We start from the raw sequence: 15,970 nt of genomic DNA, 5'->3' as shown, positions 1-15,970 counted from the left end.
CTAAAAAACCTTTGAAAACGAATAAGTAACTAAAACCGATACTAACTGTGAAGGGGCTACTAAGTAAAAGCTCCACAGAAAAGCAACTGCTCAAGTTCTGATACATCATGCCGTAAACCTGCTTAACCCTGCGTCGCCTCGGTGACAAAGTGGGCATTGCAATTAATTAAGAAATATCTGAACTTGGTTAATGGTTCAATTGTACTATAAATCACAAAAAACACCGAATACCTTAAAAGAACAAGCATTCTGGTAGCAAATGAAACCTTGAATCCATCGTTATTACATGGAGTTTGAAGAAAACCTATGAGTCCGTCCATGTTTTAGAAAATAGTGTCTACGCTGGTAGCCAAGACAGCGCCCGTATCACATTCAAGTTGAACTTTGAGTTTTCCTCTACGAAAGATTTGAGTTTTGAATGTGGCCACAAATTTAGACACTAGGAAACAGGTTATGGCACAAAGTTTTGGAGTAATTGGTCTGGCGGTGATGGGGGAAAATCTAGCCCTCAACGTCGAACGCAATGGTTTTCCGATTTCTGTTTACAATCGATCCCGCGAAAAAACAGATGCCTTCATGGCTAATCGAGCGGTGGGCAAAAATGTCGTGGCTGCCTATTCCTTGGAGGAGTTTGTGGCGTCCTTAGAGCGACCCCGTCGGGTTCTACTGATGGTCAAAGCAGGCAAGCCAGTGGATGCGGTCATTGACCAGCTGATGCCGCTGCTCGATCCCGAAGACATGATTATCGATGGTGGTAACTCCCTATATGAGGACACCGAGCGTCGTGTGAAGACCCTTGAGGGTGCTGGCTTCCGTTTTATCGGTATGGGTGTGAGCGGTGGTGAGGAAGGAGCCTTAAATGGTCCTAGCCTTATGCCCGGTGGTACCCGTGCGGCCTATGAGTCCATCGAACCCATTGTCAAAAAAATTGCCGCCCAAGTGGATGACGGTCCCTGTGTCACCTATATCGGTTCTGGCGGTGCCGGCCACTACGTCAAAATGGTGCACAACGGCATTGAGTATGGCGACATGCAGTTGATTGCCGAAGCCTATGACCTGATGAAAAATGTCCTGGGTCTGAGTCATCAGCAACTGCACGAAGTTTTTGCCCAGTGGAATACCACGGAGGAACTAGATTCTTTCTTAATTGAGATCACGGCTGATATTTTCACTAAGACCGAAGGTGATACAGCCCTGGTAGAGAAAATTTTGGATGCCGCTGGTCAAAAAGGTACCGGTCGTTGGACCGTGATGAATGCCTTAGAAATGGGTGTGGGGATTCCCACGATTACAGCGGCGGTCAATGCTCGGATTATGTCATCGATTAAAGATGAGCGGGTGGCAGCATCCACTCAGATTAGCGGTCCTGATGGCAAGATCACCGAGAACACTACCCTGTGGATCAATAAGATTCGCGATGCCCTGTATTGTTCCAAGATTTGTTCCTATGCCCAGGGCATGGCCCTGTTGCGCAAGGCATCAGAGACCTATGGCTATGATCTAGACTTAGGCGAATGTGCTCGCATTTGGAAAGGTGGCTGTATTATTCGAGCCCGCTTCCTAAACAAGATTAAGCATGCGTTTTCTGAAAATCCTGCATTGCCTAACTTGTTGTTGGCTCCTGAGTTTAAGCAAACGATTCTGGACCGACAATCTGCCTGGCGGGATGTGGTAGCAATGGCAGCCCAGTATGGTGTGCCGGTACCGGCTTTTAGCGCGTCATTGGATTACTTTGACAGCTATCGCCGGGCTCAACTACCTCAGAATCTCACCCAGGCTCAGCGCGATTACTTTGGTGCCCATACCTACAAACGTGTGGATCAAGACGGTACATTCCACACTGAGTGGGCAAAGGAAACAGCTGCGGTTTAAATCCAATGGCCACTAGCTAGTTGAATATAAAATCCGAGGGGTTCGCATTCGAAAGGGTGGCGAGCCCCTTGGATTTTATAATGTATGGAGTCTAGCTGACGGTATGACAAAGGATTTCGTTAGGCGATTTTCAGATAATTATGGTCTGCATTATTTTCAACTTGAAAAATGCTTTCAACGTTAACGTTTGTTCTGTGTTGAGGAAATGCAGCAGTGACTATGAGTCGAACAGATTTATCAACTTTGTGAGCCATGGCTTCAGCTAATCAATCAGTCCTAAGCCCCCCCGAGCTTGAAAATGGCGATCACCTCAGTCGTGATGAGTTTGAGCGGCGATACGCTGCCATGCCTAATCTCAAAAAAGCCGAACTGATCGAAGGAGTCGTCTACGTGCCTGCTGCCCTTAGATATCGTAAGCATGGTAAACCCCATAGTGACATCATGATGTGGCTAGGCGTTTATGCTGCCCTCACTCCTGGTCTAGAAGCGGCAGATAATTCTACGGTTCGTCTTGACCTTGATAATGCACCACAACCCGATGCGCTACTTCGTGTTAAGACAGCTTATGGTGGTCAATCGTATATTAGCGAAGACGACTATGTAGAGGGTGCGCCTGAACTAATCGTAGAAATTGCCGGTAGCAGTGCCGCCTATGACTTACACGAAAAGAAGACTGTTTACCGGCGCAATGGTGTCAAAGAATATATTGTATGGCAGGTACTAGATTGTCAGATTAGCTGGTTTCAGTTAACCGATGGTGAATATCAGCAACTGTCCCCCGATGAGCAGGGGTTGATCTGCAGTAGTTTCTTTCCAGGCTTAGATTTGTCTGTGGAAGCTTTGTTAAAGGGTGATATGGCTACTGTGTTAGCAGACGTGCAAAAGGGATTAGCAACTGCTGAACATTCAACATTTGTCGATTGGCTGGATAGTCAACATAAACCACGTCCAAGTTGAAACCTGTAGTTTCTCCCACGGTAAAACTCCAGTTCTGGACGTGGACAAGGTTTAAATAATTTGTTTAAACCCACAAGGTTCATCATCGTAAAAAATGATGAACCTTCTCAGTATGATTTTTGTAAATTGGGCTTAACTACTACGGTTGCTGCTCGGTGGGATTTTGAGTGAGCTGAATAGGGGCCGTGATGTCTGCAACGGCCAGGTATAAAAAACCAGAGAATAGGCTAATGCAGCTTAGGGTCAGCCAGGACCATTTAATACGCGGCTGTTCGAGATTGGGTTCTTGAGGGTGTTGCATTGGACCAGTATGGGTATAAAAAGGCACGTCTATCTCAAGCTAAACGTGCCCACCTGCCTTGAGTGGCTATCGGTGACAAAAACGATTCACTGAAGGTTCAATAATGAGGGATCTAGACAACATTTATAGGTGTTTCTACTGGGGCAACGAATCTTCGCTATCTGAGATTACTCTGAGACTTCTCAGGCGATTGATAATAGCGGCTAATTCATGGCGGCGGAACTCACTGAGATCATTCATGGGGTAGGGGGTGAGCGCATCAAAATCCTGTCGCTTTACCCAGCTCATGATGTCGTCTAGGAGATTTTTTAGGGAGTGGCAACGGTTCTGTTGTTGCCAGGTAAGGATGGCATGGGCAATGGCTCTGGTTTGATTCGGTTCTATCAGTTGTTCGATGCCGCGTAGGTCGATGTCTTCTGGGCCAATGGTGAGGGTGGTGAGTCGTTGGGTTTTGACTTTGGCGGGCTTGCGACCATGATCAAATTGAGGGAGTTGGATACATCGCTGGGTAATGGTACCGAACTGCTGTCCTCCTTCGCCCTGACGTTTGCTGGGGTATTCAGTGGCGATCGCTTTTGCTTTAGCCGTGACATCATGGGCCATGTAGTTGTCTAAAGCGATAACGTGATCGGCCACTTCAAAATAGTCGCCGCTGCCGCCCATGACGAGCACTGTGGAAATACCGTGATCGGTGTAGAGCTGTTGGACCTTATCGATAAATGGAGTGATCGGTTCTTTTTCTTTGGCGATCAGGGTTTGCATGTTGCGATCTCGAATCATCAAATTCGTTGCTGCCGTATCCTCATCAATTAGCAGCACCCGAGCCCCTGCCTCCATTGCTTCTAGAATATTCGCAGCCTGGGACGTACTACCACTAGCATTGATGGTACTAAATGCCTGAGTGGATATCCCCTGGGGCAAGCGATCAATAAAGGGAGAAATATCCACACCTGTAACACCACGACCATCTTCCGCTCTAATTTTTACCGTCTCTGCATCAGCTACCACCTGTTCTCGACCATCACCGGGGATGTGATTATAGACACCGTGGGCAATGGCTTTAAGTACCGTAGATTTGCCGTGGTAGCCGCCACCGACAATTAGAGTGACCCCTGCAGGAACTCCAAGACCTGTAATGGAGCCTGTATGGGGAGCTTGTAACGTCACCTCTAATGCCCTGGGGGATTTAAAAGGAACTGCCTTTGATAAAGGTTTTGGATTAACACCACTCTGTCTTGGCAAAATTGAGTCATTGGCAATGAAGGCAACCAGGTTGTGATCGGCTAGCTGTGCCCTCAGCGCATTGGCATTTTCTACAGTGGTGATGTGCTCTTCTATAGCCAACTGCCACGCTGGCTGGTATTGCAAGGCTGTCGTTACTAATTTAGGTAGGTCCTGAGTTAAGAGGTCCCTGGCTGCTGTCCCGGCAATCCTTCGCCCAAAGGCAGGCAGTCCCACCCCTAGTCGTAGCTCAATGCCCTCAGGGGTGACTTGCACTGCTGTGCGTGCCAGGACCACCTGGCTAGTGGGAGCCACCATTAAACAACCACTTTTACCCGAACCCCGTCGCTGTTGAATTTGGGGAATGACATCAAGGATGTGGCGATGCAGAAAATCGGCCAAGGTCGCCTGTCGTGTTTGGTCATGCCAATAGATAGCCGGGAACTGAGCCTGCCCGTGACTAATCCAAATACTGACTCGACTGGGAGCCGCAAACGGATCGCCTTGTATATGGGCCAGGGTGAGATCGAAATCAGGAAAGGTATAGGTGCCCTTCAGGCTTTTGTAAGCAGAGTAGCTACGTCCATCGAGCTGGGCTAGCTGTTGTTCAAGGTCACGGTGTGACGGCATGGGTGGAATCGGGGCTCAAAGCAATCCTGATTTTACGTTTAAAGCTGCATTTGCTTGCCTTTTAAGGTTTGCTTAAGACTGTATAAGTCTTGAAATACAAGCAATACAGTTCCTTGTGACAGTCATCACAAGCCCTTGTGTTAAACGTCATCCCCCAGGCCTAGAGGTATCACTTAGCCAACCCTGAAGTTCATGAATACTTGAATACATAGAGGTGTAACCACGTATCCCATGGCTTATTTGTCATTTCGCCCCCACTGCCCAAAGTTCATCCAGTCCGCCCTCGTTTTACTCAGCGCTACATTGCTGAGCAGTTTATCTCCCATTACTGCCTTGGCTGATGCGGTCTCCAATGCTCCCCTAGCAGATGGTGTCTACCTATATGGTCAACAGTCAGTTGCGGCTCAACCTGGCTCTATCTATATGGTGTTTGAAGTAACAGGTCGTCAGACCGTAGGTGCATTTTATATGCCCAGTTCTTCGTTTGATTGTTTTAATGGTGATATTTCATCGACTCGTCTGGATCTAAATGTGATCGATAGCTATGAGCAGACCAGTCACCCGTATTCTTTAGCTGTACAGTCTGAGACGTTGGCAGCTGGACAGGTAGGCCCCGAGTTGAGTATTAGCGGCTTTACCCCCATTAGTGCTCTATCTGAGCTGGATGAGCAAATCCTTGAGACTTGTCAGACGGTTCAAGCTGACATCATCTAGGATGGCGGGCAGTAAATAATCAGGGGTGATGACTCATCCTTGGCGGCCATTGGGTAAGGATTTGGCATAAATCCATCAGTGGTTAACGGAGTAATATCCAATTCCGGTTTGCACTCTATTTTTTACTTTTGACAAAATATTGATTTGCCTCAATTAATTTATAGTCAATCAGTTTCTATAGTTCCTTTTTGTATAGAAACAAATAGTTGCAGCGAGATAAATCGTTATTTGAAGCCCCCCTTACTTGCCACAGGTCAAATGCAGGTGAGGGGGCGATTTCTTTATGAATCTTTTATGCACTCTGCGTAGATATGGAGATTAGATGGCCGTTTGTTTATATTCCTATAAATTCCTTTATCCTTCGGGCAAACTGAAACCATACCCATTGTCTATGAAGATATACGGGTTACCCCACCTACTTAACTTCGGCTCTCCAACCTGTCGAGATGTCTCGAAGATGGGTATATTTTTATTACATAGTTAAAAATCTTAATGTCTGATGTAACCTTGGTTAACACCAAGTTATTCAACTTATCTATAGGTTTCGGCTCCATATCCTGGCAGAGGTCCATAAAACATGTTTGAACATTTCACCAATGCGGCAATTGCGGTGATCATGCAAGCCCAGGAAGAGGCAAGGCGTCTCGGGCACAATTTCGTCGGCAGTGAGCAACTGCTGCTGGGAATTGTTAAAGAGGGTTCTAGCATTGCTGCTCGAGTACTGAGCGATTTTGGAGTCAACCTGGCTAATTCTCGTGCCGAAGTAGAGTCCATCATTGGCCGTGGGTCTGGTAATGGACCGACCGAAATTCCCTTCACTCCTAAGGTTAAGCAAGTCTTTGAGCAAGCGTTTCAAGAAGCTCGTAAGCTGGATCATCCCTACATTGAGCCAGAGCATTTGCTGCTGAGCCTGACTCAGAATGTTGAGAGTGTTGCCTATCGGGTGTTGAATAACTTAGGTGTGGACCCCAATCAGGTACGTACCCAGCTGATTCGGACGATTGGTGAAGTGTCGGCGATTCCGGCTGGTGGTGGTCGTCTTCGGGATGATGAGAAGGCTGGACCCTCCTCCAAGCGGGGTGGGGTACTGGCTGAGTTTAGTACTGATCTGACTGAGCTAGCAGCGGCTGGCAAACTTGATCCGGTGATTGGCCGGACGCAAGAAATTGAACGGGTGGTCCAAATCCTGGGTCGACGGACGAAAAATAACCCGGTGTTAGTGGGTGAACCCGGTGTCGGTAAGACTGCGATCGCAGAAGGTCTAGCCCAGCGTATTATCAACCAGGATGTTCCTGAGGCCTTGTTTGACCGTCGTGTAGTCAGCCTTGACCTGGCCATGCTGGTATCTGGTACTCGCTTCCGTGGGGACTTTGAAGAGCGTCTCAACCAGGTCATAGCCGAGGTGCGTAAGGCCCAAGACATTATCCTGGTGATTGATGAGATTCATACCCTGGTGGGGGCTGGTTCCTTAGAAGGCAGCATGGATGCTGCCAACCTGCTCAAGCCCGCCCTGGCCCGAGGTGAGCTACAGTGTATTGGCGCTACCACGTTAGAAGAGTATCGCAAGCACATTGAGAAAGATGCTGCCTTGGAGCGTCGCTTCCAGCGAGTTATAGTCAAGCCCCCGACCGTGGAGGACACCCTAGAGATTTTAGGCGGTGTTCGGGGACGTTACGAGCAGTTCCATCACCTCACCATTACGGATGAAGCCCTGGCGGCAGCGGCCACGTTGTCGGATCGCTACATTAGCGATCGCCATTTACCCGACAAAGCCATTGACCTGATTGACGAGGCCGGTTCACGGGTACGACTGCGCTACTCCCAAAAGATTCCGGCTGGAGATAAGCGTACAGAGCTGCGCAAAGTCCAGTCTGAGATTATGCAGCTGATCGAAAGCCAGGCCTTTAGTCAAGTTGGCGAACTCCGGACCAAGGAGCAAGGGTTACTGACAGAGCTACTCCCCAGCGGTACCCCCCATCCCGAAGTGACTGACGAAGACATTGCTGATATTGTCGCCTCCTGGACTGGTGTGCCAGTAAGTCGTCTGACCGAGTCAGAGTCTGCCATGATTCTGCATCTAGAAGATACACTTCACAAGCGTGTAGTTGGCCAGAATGAAGCAGTTGAAGCAGTTTCCAAGGCTGTACGACGTTCGCGTGTCGGCATGCGTAATCCCAACCGTCCCATTGCTAGCCTGATTTTCTCCGGTCCTACAGGTGTAGGTAAAACCGAGCTGGCTAAAGCTCTAGCTGCTGCCGTATTCGGGTCTGAAGATGCGATGATTCGTGTCGATATGTCAGAGTTTATGGAGCCCCAGTCCACATCTAAGCTGATTGGTTCTCCTCCGGGATATGTGGGTTATGACGAAGGTGGACAGCTGACTGAAGCGGTGCGCCGTAAGCCCTACACCGTGATTCTGCTAGATGAGATTGAAAAGGCCCATCCTGATGTCTTCAATATTTTGCTGCAGCTATTGGATGACGGTCATCTGAGTGATTCAAAAGGTCGTAAGGTGAGCTTTAAGAACACGCTGATCATCATGACCTCAAATATTGGTTCTAAGGTGATTGAGAAAGGTGGCGGTGGTCTAGGCTTTGAGCTGAGCGAAGATGATGAGATGACCTCTCGTTACAACAATATTCGCAACCTGGTCAACGAAGAAATGAAGCAGTTCTTCCGACCTGAGTTGTTAAATCGTATTGACGAGATTATTGTCTTCCGTCAGCTGATTAAGTCTGAAGTAGCTCAAATTGCCGATATCCTACTGACTCAGGTAACCGGGCGGCTAGCAGAGCGCAATATTACCCTGGAGCTGACCGATGCCTTTAAGCAGCATCTGGTCGATGAAGGCTATGACCCAGCCTACGGTGCTCGTCCCATGCGTCGTGCTATTTCTCGCTTAATTGAGGATCAATTGGCAGAAGCCCTGCTGCTGGGAACGATTACCGATGGTGATACGGCGGTATTTGACCTGGATCAGGATGCCCAAGTGGTCGTCAAACCTGCTAAGCAGCCTGCATTGGTAGGGGCTCGGGTCTAGAAAGTCTCGTCGGGGTAGTGCCTTGTGCCTACCCCACAATCCCTACAGATTTTGGTAGATTACCGTTCCATTTGCTCAATCTGCCTTACTGCTGTCAAGGCTGCATAGCTTACCCCAGCTGTACCTTCTCCCGGATGCACGCAGTCTCCCACTAGCCATATCTTAGGAATAGGTGTGCGGGTGGCAAAACCGAAGGGACCGAAGGTAGAGAGTCGCTGACCGATGCCACCGACCATGCCCTGGTGGCGGGCCGTGTATCGCTCAAAGGTGCGGGGTGTGCCGGATTCAGCGTGGATGATATGTTGGGGGGCCAGGTTAAAGTACTGGTTTAGCTTTGCGATCGCACCCTGCTCATACTCTGCCTTTAATGCGTCATAATCGCGACACTGCTGCCATGCCTGCACATCCGTAAATGACGACGCCACAATAGTTGCTTTACCTTCAGGGGCACGACCATCGCCCGGACGGCTAACCGACACAAACAGCGAATTATTTTCCCCAATAGGACCGTCATAATCATAGAGAAACTGGAGATGCGGTGGACAATTTTTAGGAATGGCCGCCTGCTCCACACCGAGATAGACCACGAAGGCCCCCGATGGTGAGAGCAGCTTATCTACCCGTTGCTGATATCTTTTGGGCGTTTGCTTCCCTAGGAGTGTTGTCAGGTTTTGGACAGTGACATTGGCTACCACATGGTCTGTAGGCGCTAACCAGGTTTCACCTGTTTTTTGATGGCATACCCTGACAAACCGAGGACGGTTCCCCTCAAGCTGAATCTGCTTCACCGAATGTCCCAGGAAAACCTGACCGCCATATTGCTTGATTGCCTTTACCAAGGCATCGCTAAGTACCTGCATGCTGCCCTGCAGATGAAATAATCCCTGGGGGGCTTGAGATACCCCTAGAGTCGTGGCCGCATACAATAGGGCCGTTTCATCCGCACCGACCTGAGAATAGAGTTTGAGCTGTAGATCGAGGAATGTCTTAAGTCGCTGATTTTCATAAAGACCGTAGCCCTTGAGCAACTGTCCTACCGTTGAGAATGTATAGGGTACTGTCAGCAGCGTATTCGGTCGCAGAGAATTCGTTAACTGCCAGGTATCCCATAGACTGCGAGGGGGTAAGACCGGCTGTCGAGTCTGAAACTGCCAGCTGTAGTTAAATAAATCACCGAGCTTTTGCCAAAAGGGTTCACTGCCCGGAAACTGCCGTTGCCGTTCAATTTGCCACTGATTTGGATCCCGCCATACATTAATGGGTGTGGTTTCATCCGGCAGAAAAACAGCGCAGGCCGGATCACAATGCTCAGCTGCCGGTAGATCTAATCCTAGGTCTGAAAAAATCTGATGATGAATGCCACCGGGTTCTAAGCCCGCGACTTGGGTGGCTCCCACATCAAAGGTAAACCCCCGACGTCGAAACGTAGATGCACAGCCCCCGGTCACCATGGCCTGCTCATACACCTCAATCGAGTAGCCACGCTTAGCCAGCAATGCCGCAGCGGTTAGACCACCAATCCCTGCCCCAATCACAATTACCTTGGGCTGTCTATGGGCGGGCTGAGAACCGATTGATGGGGCCATGTTTACATTTGTTAACCTGACCCTAGTGTAACTGTCTAAGCTCCTAGGAAGATGTCTTTGGGACTAGAAGCAGACTCTATATCCAGATTTATCAGGCGTTGTTCACTATCCATAGCTAGAAAATGGAGTTGGCCTGAGAACACAACGGTCAATGTATTTTGCTGAGTATCGTCAATCACCAAAACAGTTTGATCATCTACCTCCACATGCTCGGCTTTGAGAATGCGACGAGGTTGCTTATCTGGTTTGGGTAATGTGCCTTCAGACAGGACAATTCCAAGGGTCTTAGTCACTTTAATCAATAAAAACAAGGGCTCATTCTGCTTTACCTGACAGCTGGCAGCTTCCGGTAGCCATAGGGTGTCCCATAGAAAACAGAGAACCGTTTCCCCATAGGTTTCGGCACTTTGATAAGTGCCTAACAAATAGGAATCGTGCAATGTATAAACATGATTGAAATCACTGTAAGACTGACAAAGACTCTGCTGCCAAGGCAAGTGGCCGATTAAGATTTTTTCGCAGAGCCAGCGTGGAAGGGTGGGTTTGGTGCTAACGAATACCATAGTCAAGGCGTATGGACTGAAGATTCAAGAAACAGTAATCAGATGAATCACCCAGACGACTTCAAAGACGTTTGCCATAAATTACCGTCCTTACCTGAGGTTGATGCAAAAACCAGGCATTTAATACAGGTGTAATTTATCTGCGGGAAAAGAGGTCCCTTATGAAGCACTCATAGAATTATTCCGAATAAATCTATGTATTCTGTAGCTTCTTAAGAAAGTCTTCTTGATAAAATTTACTTCTATTGGCGAAATAACGTCTCTTAACAGTCTTAGGCAATCACACTGCTGTATTCCAGATCTGATAAGTACTAAAGGGTTTTCAGGAAACACTCGCTTAGTAGTTTGAGCAGTTGATGAAAAATCATCATGCGCTCAATGCTATCCAATAGCGTTCTAAGTAAAGAACTTGATACCAAGATCTCATAAAAAGTTAATGATTCGGTTAATCAATGGGGCCAATAAAAAAATAGGAACATAGAGCATAACCTATTGAAGAAATAGAGGATAACGCAGTTGGTGAGCTTACTAATACGTAAGGTGTATCATTATGCCGTATTTCAATGAGACCGCTCGTCCAAGTTGCTTTCGACAACGGGTTTACCCTCGATGATGGACTTGTCTCTGCCCTGTTAGAAGCAGAGGGCGAGGTTGCAAGCAACCTCTCTGAATAGATAGAGATTGTGGATTTCTAGTCTTTCAAAACCTTATCTAGAGTGAGGTTCAGCGTTTTTTCTTTTTCTTGCTCTTTTTCTCCTTGTTTTTGGATGAGCCAAATCCAGCTTTTGGCTTAGGAGATTTAGATTGTTCAGCGGCAGCAAGGTCACCCTTTCCAAACCGCGTCAGTCCTGTAGGATGCGCTGTTTTTGTCGGTAAAGCAATCGACGATTTAGATTGAGGCAGTTGCCGAATACCCTGAGCAGCATGTTGGATGGCTTCCATCCATTCCGGCATGAAGTGATGAAGTTCTTCAGGGGTGAAATCTGATTCTGTGGCCAGCCCTAACTCGATTTGGACCCTGGCCCAGGTACCACAGAACATTTCATCCATGGGGCCTTCTTTGTAGGCTTTTTCAATTACGTCTACAGCGTCTGTCGCCTCTAGACGGAGCAGCTTGGCAACCAAGCTACCATTGAGGTCTGGCGGCTGCTGTTTATGACGAGCAAGGGCGTTTGATAAATGCTGAACACAGTCATCTCGATAGTCAGGATGGGCTTTTGCAATTTCTTGTAGCCCCCTTGCGGTTGCCATTTTGGAGTATGAGCCAGGTTCCGGACTGGTTAAATAATCGACTAATGGGCCAATACAAGTTGGCCCGATCATGGCAAAGACTTCGGGGAGTTCTTCTAGAATCCAATCATTGGTCTCATCACCTAGCAGCTGGATCAGCGGTTCTATGGCAGACTCTGCTTTCAGTTGGCCAAGGGCACGATAGGCATGGATGCAGGCATAGATTTCTACGTCGTCGTCGTCATCGAGTTCTTTATCCGAGGCGAGGCGAACGAGTTCAGGAATATGTTCTGTGGTCAGTCCCAATTCATCGACATAGTTAATCCATTGGTCTGAATAGGCGATGTTAGGCCTACCGTAAGCGAGTAGTTGATCAATAGGAGGCTGATAATCTTCGGCAGACATAGCTTTGAATGAGGAGTAGGCTGCTAAATTTTAAGAATAATCCAGGGAATATGTGTCAGTAAGATATCCCACAAATTAACTTGCTTGTGGTTTCTAATGCGATCGCACACACCAGGAACTGCAGCAGTTTAGATCGAAACCCAAGTTTCGTACCAAAAATGTCCGTATTCCAGAACGACCAGCTCTGCATACCTGAATAAACTAAACATAAAATCTAGTTCACATTTAGTTCACGCTTTTTGCCAACATCTGAAACCTATGGACGATACTGGGCTCGAACCAGTGACATCCTGCGTGTAAGGCAGTAGCTCAAGCTTCAGAAGTGACCTCTGAATAAGGATTTCAGACTAGCTGAATATGACTGATCTAATTTTGATCTAAATGATAGCTTATAAATTGACATAAATTTCGTTGAACTTTCACGCTGAAGACGTAGGTGAGCAGGTTGAAATGATGCCGTATATCGCCCACTATTCTGTCAGACTAGTTTCAGCGATATCGATTAGCATCCAATGCCTCAACGGGACACTATTCATGGTGTTGTCAGACAAGCTCTGATTAAAGATGGGTGGACAATTACAGACGATCCCTACGTAATATCTTATGGTGAACGATTTTTGTTCGTTGATTTAGCAGCAACTGAACTGGGCCAATTCAATGGCTTTCAAAGTCAGTTCATTGGGGCCTCCCAAGGAAATAGTCAAATTGCTGTGGAAATCAAATCCTTCCGTGGGCAGTCAGCAATTAGCGACCTTGAGCAGGCCATTGGTCAATATGTGCTCTACCGATTACTGCTCAACCAAATCGATCCTGAACGTCGACTTTACCTGGCTGTGGGAAATCCAGATTATGATCAGATTTTAAGTGAGCCGATTGGTGAACTCGTCATTCATGAGTTGCCTCTCAACTTACTCGTTGTCAACCTTGAAACAGCAGAGGTTCAGCAATGGATCCCACCACGCAACACCAAGCAATCGTAAAGCAGGTAATTCAACGGTATGCCCAATTCAAACCCTCCCATGGTGATATTCGTCTGGATACCGTCTTTGATGATCAGCAAAGTCGGTATGCTCTTATGCAAGTCGGTTGGGATAGAGGTCGACGCATTCGAGGCAATCTGATTTACATCACCTTGGATAGCGGGAAAGTTTTGGTTGAGTATGACGGCATGGAGCAGGGAATAACCCAGGACTTAATTGCAGCTGGGATTGCTTCAGAACAAATTGTCTTAGCTTTTTTAACTGACCCTCAACCAGTGGCACAAACTTCTTGAGCCATCCGCTTGGAATTAAAGTGTACGATAGTGGTAGAACGTCATCAAGTGGATAAAGCCCTTATTTGTAAGGACTTTCAGATTTATAAAAATTTACTGGCCTAAATTTGGACTATTCGGTCTGACGCCACAAATCTTCTTTATAGGCATAGACATTTTTGCTGTGAGTAACCAAGCACAATTTTCACCACGAGTAGCAATCCCGTAGGCTAAATTTGCCGCTACAGTTTCTTCAACTCCAGCTATAAAAGTGGAATTGGGAATATCTATAAAATTCACCTAAAACGACGAGCACACTATTAGTTGCGAAGAGAGTCAGCTCTGTTAAGCCGATAATGTGTGCTGTTTAAGAATACGATCGCACCACTCCTGAGAAAGTCGTGCCACCTCCTGCCGTTTTTGCTCGTCACCCCACCAATCCGAGCAATTTAACTTCCAGCGACTCAGCAACCGTTGCAGGTCAGCCAACTCAATAGCCTGGTCCAGGCTAGTCTCCAAATCAATATCTGGCACTATCCACTCGATAAAAAACTGACTTTCCCTAATAAGGTGTTCAACAACTGATTCACCCGTAACGCTATCAGCAAAAAACTGAATGCGAGTTAAATTCAACGCAAGACTTTCCAGCTGAGCTGTTTGGTCAGCCTGAAGGAATCGTTTTTTGAGAATGTCCCAATTCACTCCCATTGAATTTTAACTCCTTCTAGAAATGACCTGATAATTTTCTCTATCTTTTGACGTAACTCAAGATCTTGAATTTGCATCGAACGATTGTTTGCGCTAGGGCGAATATTAATGATCGATTCAAAGCCCACAGACTGATTAGTGGGATACCAGTCCGCCCCCCAAACATTTTTCTGCTCGCTACCATCATCCAGCAAAACCAGCTCACAATCAGCGTGCAATTCCCCGCCCCCAGCTAAAACTTCACGCTCAACGTCCACCGCCATCTTAATGTAAATTCCCAGAGCCTTTAACATTTGGTCAACCTGCTCGGGGGTAGCACGGCCTCTAACGATCACAATCATGGTTCATCTATTCGTGCTTGGCATTCTCTAATCTATGTATCGTCAGCTTTAGCCCAAATAGTACTGGCGCTATGATGACATCTCCATGGCAAAAAAGCAGAGTACCATAGCCCCATCCACATGCCGTATTTCAAGGATGACTCTAGCGTACAGCTTGCCGCTAGATCAGCATGACATCCGCAAGTTCTATGGGAGTATGGTCAAAACGTTAAGTTATCTAGCATAGTATCAGCATTACTGAGCTTGAACGTTAAGCTATGGGCAAATGAGCATTGCCATAGAATTAGCCCATGCCTCGTAAACCCAGCAATGACGATCCAGATAAGCCAACCAAATCACGGGTGCGCTTTATTTTTGAACCAGACCGTAGCTCTCCTAATGGTGTTACATATAGCTGGCTGATTCATCGTACTTACAAGGGCAAAGAGAAGGCGGCTACTGCGGCTCGCGCGTTTTGGCTTCCCTTTGCTTATAAGGATACCGGCAAGCGTTCGGAGACAGAGCTAAAGGACCTGGCTCGTCAGTCGATTATTCGGATGGAAGAGCAAATTCAGCATTTGCGGGAAACGTTTGGAATTGAGCCCCCTTCAAGCGAATCTGATCAGCCTCAGTTTCCGGAAATTAGCCCCATGGCGGTACCAACAGGGGAGATTTCTCTGTTGGCTCAAGATGATCTACTCAACGACTTTTCGGATGTGTTGTAGGGAGTGATCATGGCAAAGTCTCCTAAAGCTGGTAAAGAAACGACTTCGGAAGAGGCTCTATTGTTGCCTCGGGAGCCTGATACGGAAAAGGGACAGCAGGCGAGAGAACAGTATTTGGTTCTAGCAAAGGCTGCTCTACGAGTGAATTTTGAGGATTATCAGACGTTATTTCAGGCTTACGCGAGTGAAGATCCGGAGGATCAACAGACGGCTCAACAATTGGACCGTACGGTTGCTCAGGTGGCGCTGCAAGCGGGGCATTCTCCTCGGCAGGTGATTCAGTTTGTTGCTCAGGGACCCTATGTGCAGTGTGAGACGAGGGCGCAATCGCCAGAGGAGAAGAAGGCGGCTCTGCCTAAGTTACTGCATTATGCTAAAACGCAGGTGGATACGGCTCAGAAGCAGCGGTATACGGAATATGCGAATGCGGTGACTGGCAAGATTCA

The 15,970-nt window shown here is 47.5% G+C and carries 14 protein-coding genes and 1 pseudogene; 8 read left to right on the top strand and 7 right to left on the bottom strand.

Going from position 1 to position 15,970, the window contains the following annotated elements:
- Positions 1–453: 453 nt before the first annotated feature.
- Together gnd and IXB50_RS19235 are read left to right on the top strand one after the other, a co-directional pair.
- Positions 454–1,872 carry a decarboxylating NADP(+)-dependent phosphogluconate dehydrogenase gene (gene gnd, locus IXB50_RS19240; RefSeq protein WP_215610618.1) on the top strand — a complete coding sequence of 473 codons (1,419 nt, stop codon included), beginning with the start codon at positions 454–456 and terminating at the stop codon, positions 1,870–1,872.
- Between the two features lie 252 nt (positions 1,873–2,124).
- Positions 2,125–2,829, top strand: a complete 705-nt coding sequence (locus IXB50_RS19235; protein WP_215610617.1) for a Uma2 family endonuclease — start codon at positions 2,125–2,127, stop codon at positions 2,827–2,829.
- Positions 2,830–2,968: 139 nt separating this feature from the next.
- Here IXB50_RS19235 and IXB50_RS19230 read toward each other — a convergent pair whose 3' ends face one another.
- Both IXB50_RS19230 and IXB50_RS19225 read right to left on the bottom strand, forming a co-directional pair.
- Entirely contained in the window at positions 2,969–3,130 is a 162-nt protein-coding gene (locus IXB50_RS19230) for a hypothetical protein (protein WP_215610616.1), read from the bottom strand.
- Between the two features lie 135 nt (positions 3,131–3,265).
- Positions 3,266–4,981 carry an ABC-ATPase domain-containing protein gene (locus IXB50_RS19225; protein ID WP_215610615.1) on the bottom strand — a complete coding sequence of 572 codons (1,716 nt, stop codon included), beginning with the start codon at positions 4,979–4,981 and terminating at the stop codon, positions 3,266–3,268.
- Positions 4,982–5,212: 231 nt separating this feature from the next.
- On the opposite strand from IXB50_RS19225, the gene IXB50_RS19220 reads away from it, so the two are divergent.
- Positions 5,213–5,695 carry a hypothetical protein gene (locus IXB50_RS19220; RefSeq protein ID WP_215610614.1) on the top strand — a complete coding sequence of 161 codons (483 nt, stop codon included), beginning with the start codon at positions 5,213–5,215 and terminating at the stop codon, positions 5,693–5,695.
- 577 nt (positions 5,696–6,272) lie between these two features.
- Positions 6,273–8,735, top strand: coding sequence for an ATP-dependent Clp protease ATP-binding subunit (locus tag IXB50_RS19215; RefSeq protein ID WP_215610613.1), 2,463 nt, complete (start codon positions 6,273–6,275; stop codon positions 8,733–8,735).
- 59 nt (positions 8,736–8,794) lie between these two features.
- On the opposite strand, the gene crtD is transcribed toward IXB50_RS19215, so the two are convergent.
- From crtD to IXB50_RS19200, 3 genes are all read right to left on the bottom strand, one after another.
- Entirely contained in the window at positions 8,795–10,321 is a 1,527-nt protein-coding gene (gene crtD / locus IXB50_RS19210; protein ID WP_215610612.1) for a C-3',4' desaturase CrtD, read from the bottom strand.
- Positions 10,322–10,356: 35 nt separating this feature from the next.
- Complete coding sequence (locus IXB50_RS19205; RefSeq protein ID WP_215610611.1) at positions 10,357–10,890, bottom strand: hypothetical protein; 534 nt, start codon at positions 10,888–10,890, stop codon at positions 10,357–10,359.
- 717 nt (positions 10,891–11,607) lie between these two features.
- Positions 11,608–12,519: a HEAT repeat domain-containing protein gene (locus tag IXB50_RS19200; RefSeq protein ID WP_215610610.1), complete on the bottom strand. Its 912-nt coding sequence runs from the start codon at positions 12,517–12,519 to the stop codon at positions 11,608–11,610.
- Positions 12,520–13,031: 512 nt separating this feature from the next.
- Here IXB50_RS19200 and IXB50_RS19195 point away from each other — a divergent pair.
- Together IXB50_RS19195 and IXB50_RS19190 are read left to right on the top strand one after the other, a co-directional pair.
- Positions 13,032–13,499: an element excision factor XisH family protein gene (locus tag IXB50_RS19195; protein WP_215610609.1), complete on the top strand. Its 468-nt coding sequence runs from the start codon at positions 13,032–13,034 to the stop codon at positions 13,497–13,499.
- A complete protein-coding gene (locus IXB50_RS19190; RefSeq protein WP_215610608.1) occupies positions 13,466–13,792 on the top strand; it encodes a XisI protein in 327 nt (108 codons plus the stop codon). The genes IXB50_RS19195 and IXB50_RS19190 overlap by 34 nt, the downstream gene beginning before the upstream one ends.
- A 324-nt stretch (positions 13,793–14,116) precedes the next feature.
- Here the strand turns inward: IXB50_RS19190 and IXB50_RS19185 are convergent, their stop codons facing one another.
- Both IXB50_RS19185 and IXB50_RS19180 read right to left on the bottom strand, forming a co-directional pair.
- Positions 14,117–14,479 carry a hypothetical protein gene (locus IXB50_RS19185; protein ID WP_215610607.1) on the bottom strand — a complete coding sequence of 121 codons (363 nt, stop codon included), beginning with the start codon at positions 14,477–14,479 and terminating at the stop codon, positions 14,117–14,119.
- Complete coding sequence (locus IXB50_RS19180; protein ID WP_215610606.1) at positions 14,470–14,820, bottom strand: DUF5674 family protein; 351 nt, start codon at positions 14,818–14,820, stop codon at positions 14,470–14,472. Before IXB50_RS19180 ends, IXB50_RS19185 begins: the two co-directional genes overlap by 10 nt.
- Positions 14,821–15,110: 290 nt before the next feature.
- Between IXB50_RS19180 and IXB50_RS19175 the strand changes: the two genes are divergently transcribed.
- Positions 15,111–15,524: a hypothetical protein gene (locus IXB50_RS19175; protein ID WP_215610605.1), complete on the top strand. Its 414-nt coding sequence runs from the start codon at positions 15,111–15,113 to the stop codon at positions 15,522–15,524.
- Between the two features lie 9 nt (positions 15,525–15,533).
- Positions 15,534–15,970: pseudogene (locus tag IXB50_RS19170) on the top strand (hypothetical protein); the annotation flags it as partial.

Source organism: Leptothoe spongobia TAU-MAC 1115 (assembly GCF_018739885.1).
Taxonomy (GTDB): domain Bacteria; phylum Cyanobacteriota; class Cyanobacteriia; order Phormidesmidales; family Phormidesmidaceae; genus Leptothoe; species Leptothoe spongobia.
This window is presented reverse-complemented; position numbering and strand designations above follow the sequence as displayed.

Bases quoted from the DNA above. Each gene is read 5' to 3' on its own strand.
- IXB50_RS19195 (WP_215610609.1), top strand. From the start codon at position 13,032: ATGCCTCAACGGGACACTATTCATGGTGTTGTCAGACAAGCTCTGATT.
- IXB50_RS19215 (WP_215610613.1), top strand. From the start codon at position 6,273: ATGTTTGAACATTTCACCAATGCGGCAATTGCGGTGATCATGCAAGCC.
- gnd (WP_215610618.1), top strand. From the start codon at position 454: ATGGCACAAAGTTTTGGAGTAATTGGTCTGGCGGTGATGGGGGAAAAT.
- IXB50_RS19185 (WP_215610607.1), bottom strand. From the start codon at position 14,479: ATGGGAGTGAATTGGGACATTCTCAAAAAACGATTCCTTCAGGCTGAC.
- IXB50_RS19190 (WP_215610608.1), top strand. From the start codon at position 13,466: ATGGATCCCACCACGCAACACCAAGCAATCGTAAAGCAGGTAATTCAA.
- IXB50_RS19220 (WP_215610614.1), top strand. From the start codon at position 5,213: ATGGCTTATTTGTCATTTCGCCCCCACTGCCCAAAGTTCATCCAGTCC.
- IXB50_RS19225 (WP_215610615.1), bottom strand. From the start codon at position 4,981: ATGCCGTCACACCGTGACCTTGAACAACAGCTAGCCCAGCTCGATGGA.
- IXB50_RS19235 (WP_215610617.1), top strand. From the start codon at position 2,125: ATGGCTTCAGCTAATCAATCAGTCCTAAGCCCCCCCGAGCTTGAAAAT.
- IXB50_RS19175 (WP_215610605.1), top strand. From the start codon at position 15,111: ATGCCTCGTAAACCCAGCAATGACGATCCAGATAAGCCAACCAAATCA.
- crtD (WP_215610612.1), bottom strand. From the start codon at position 10,321: ATGGCCCCATCAATCGGTTCTCAGCCCGCCCATAGACAGCCCAAGGTA.
- IXB50_RS19180 (WP_215610606.1), bottom strand. From the start codon at position 14,820: ATGATTGTGATCGTTAGAGGCCGTGCTACCCCCGAGCAGGTTGACCAA.
- IXB50_RS19230 (WP_215610616.1), bottom strand. From the start codon at position 3,130: ATGCAACACCCTCAAGAACCCAATCTCGAACAGCCGCGTATTAAATGG.
- IXB50_RS19200 (WP_215610610.1), bottom strand. From the start codon at position 12,519: ATGTCTGCCGAAGATTATCAGCCTCCTATTGATCAACTACTCGCTTAC.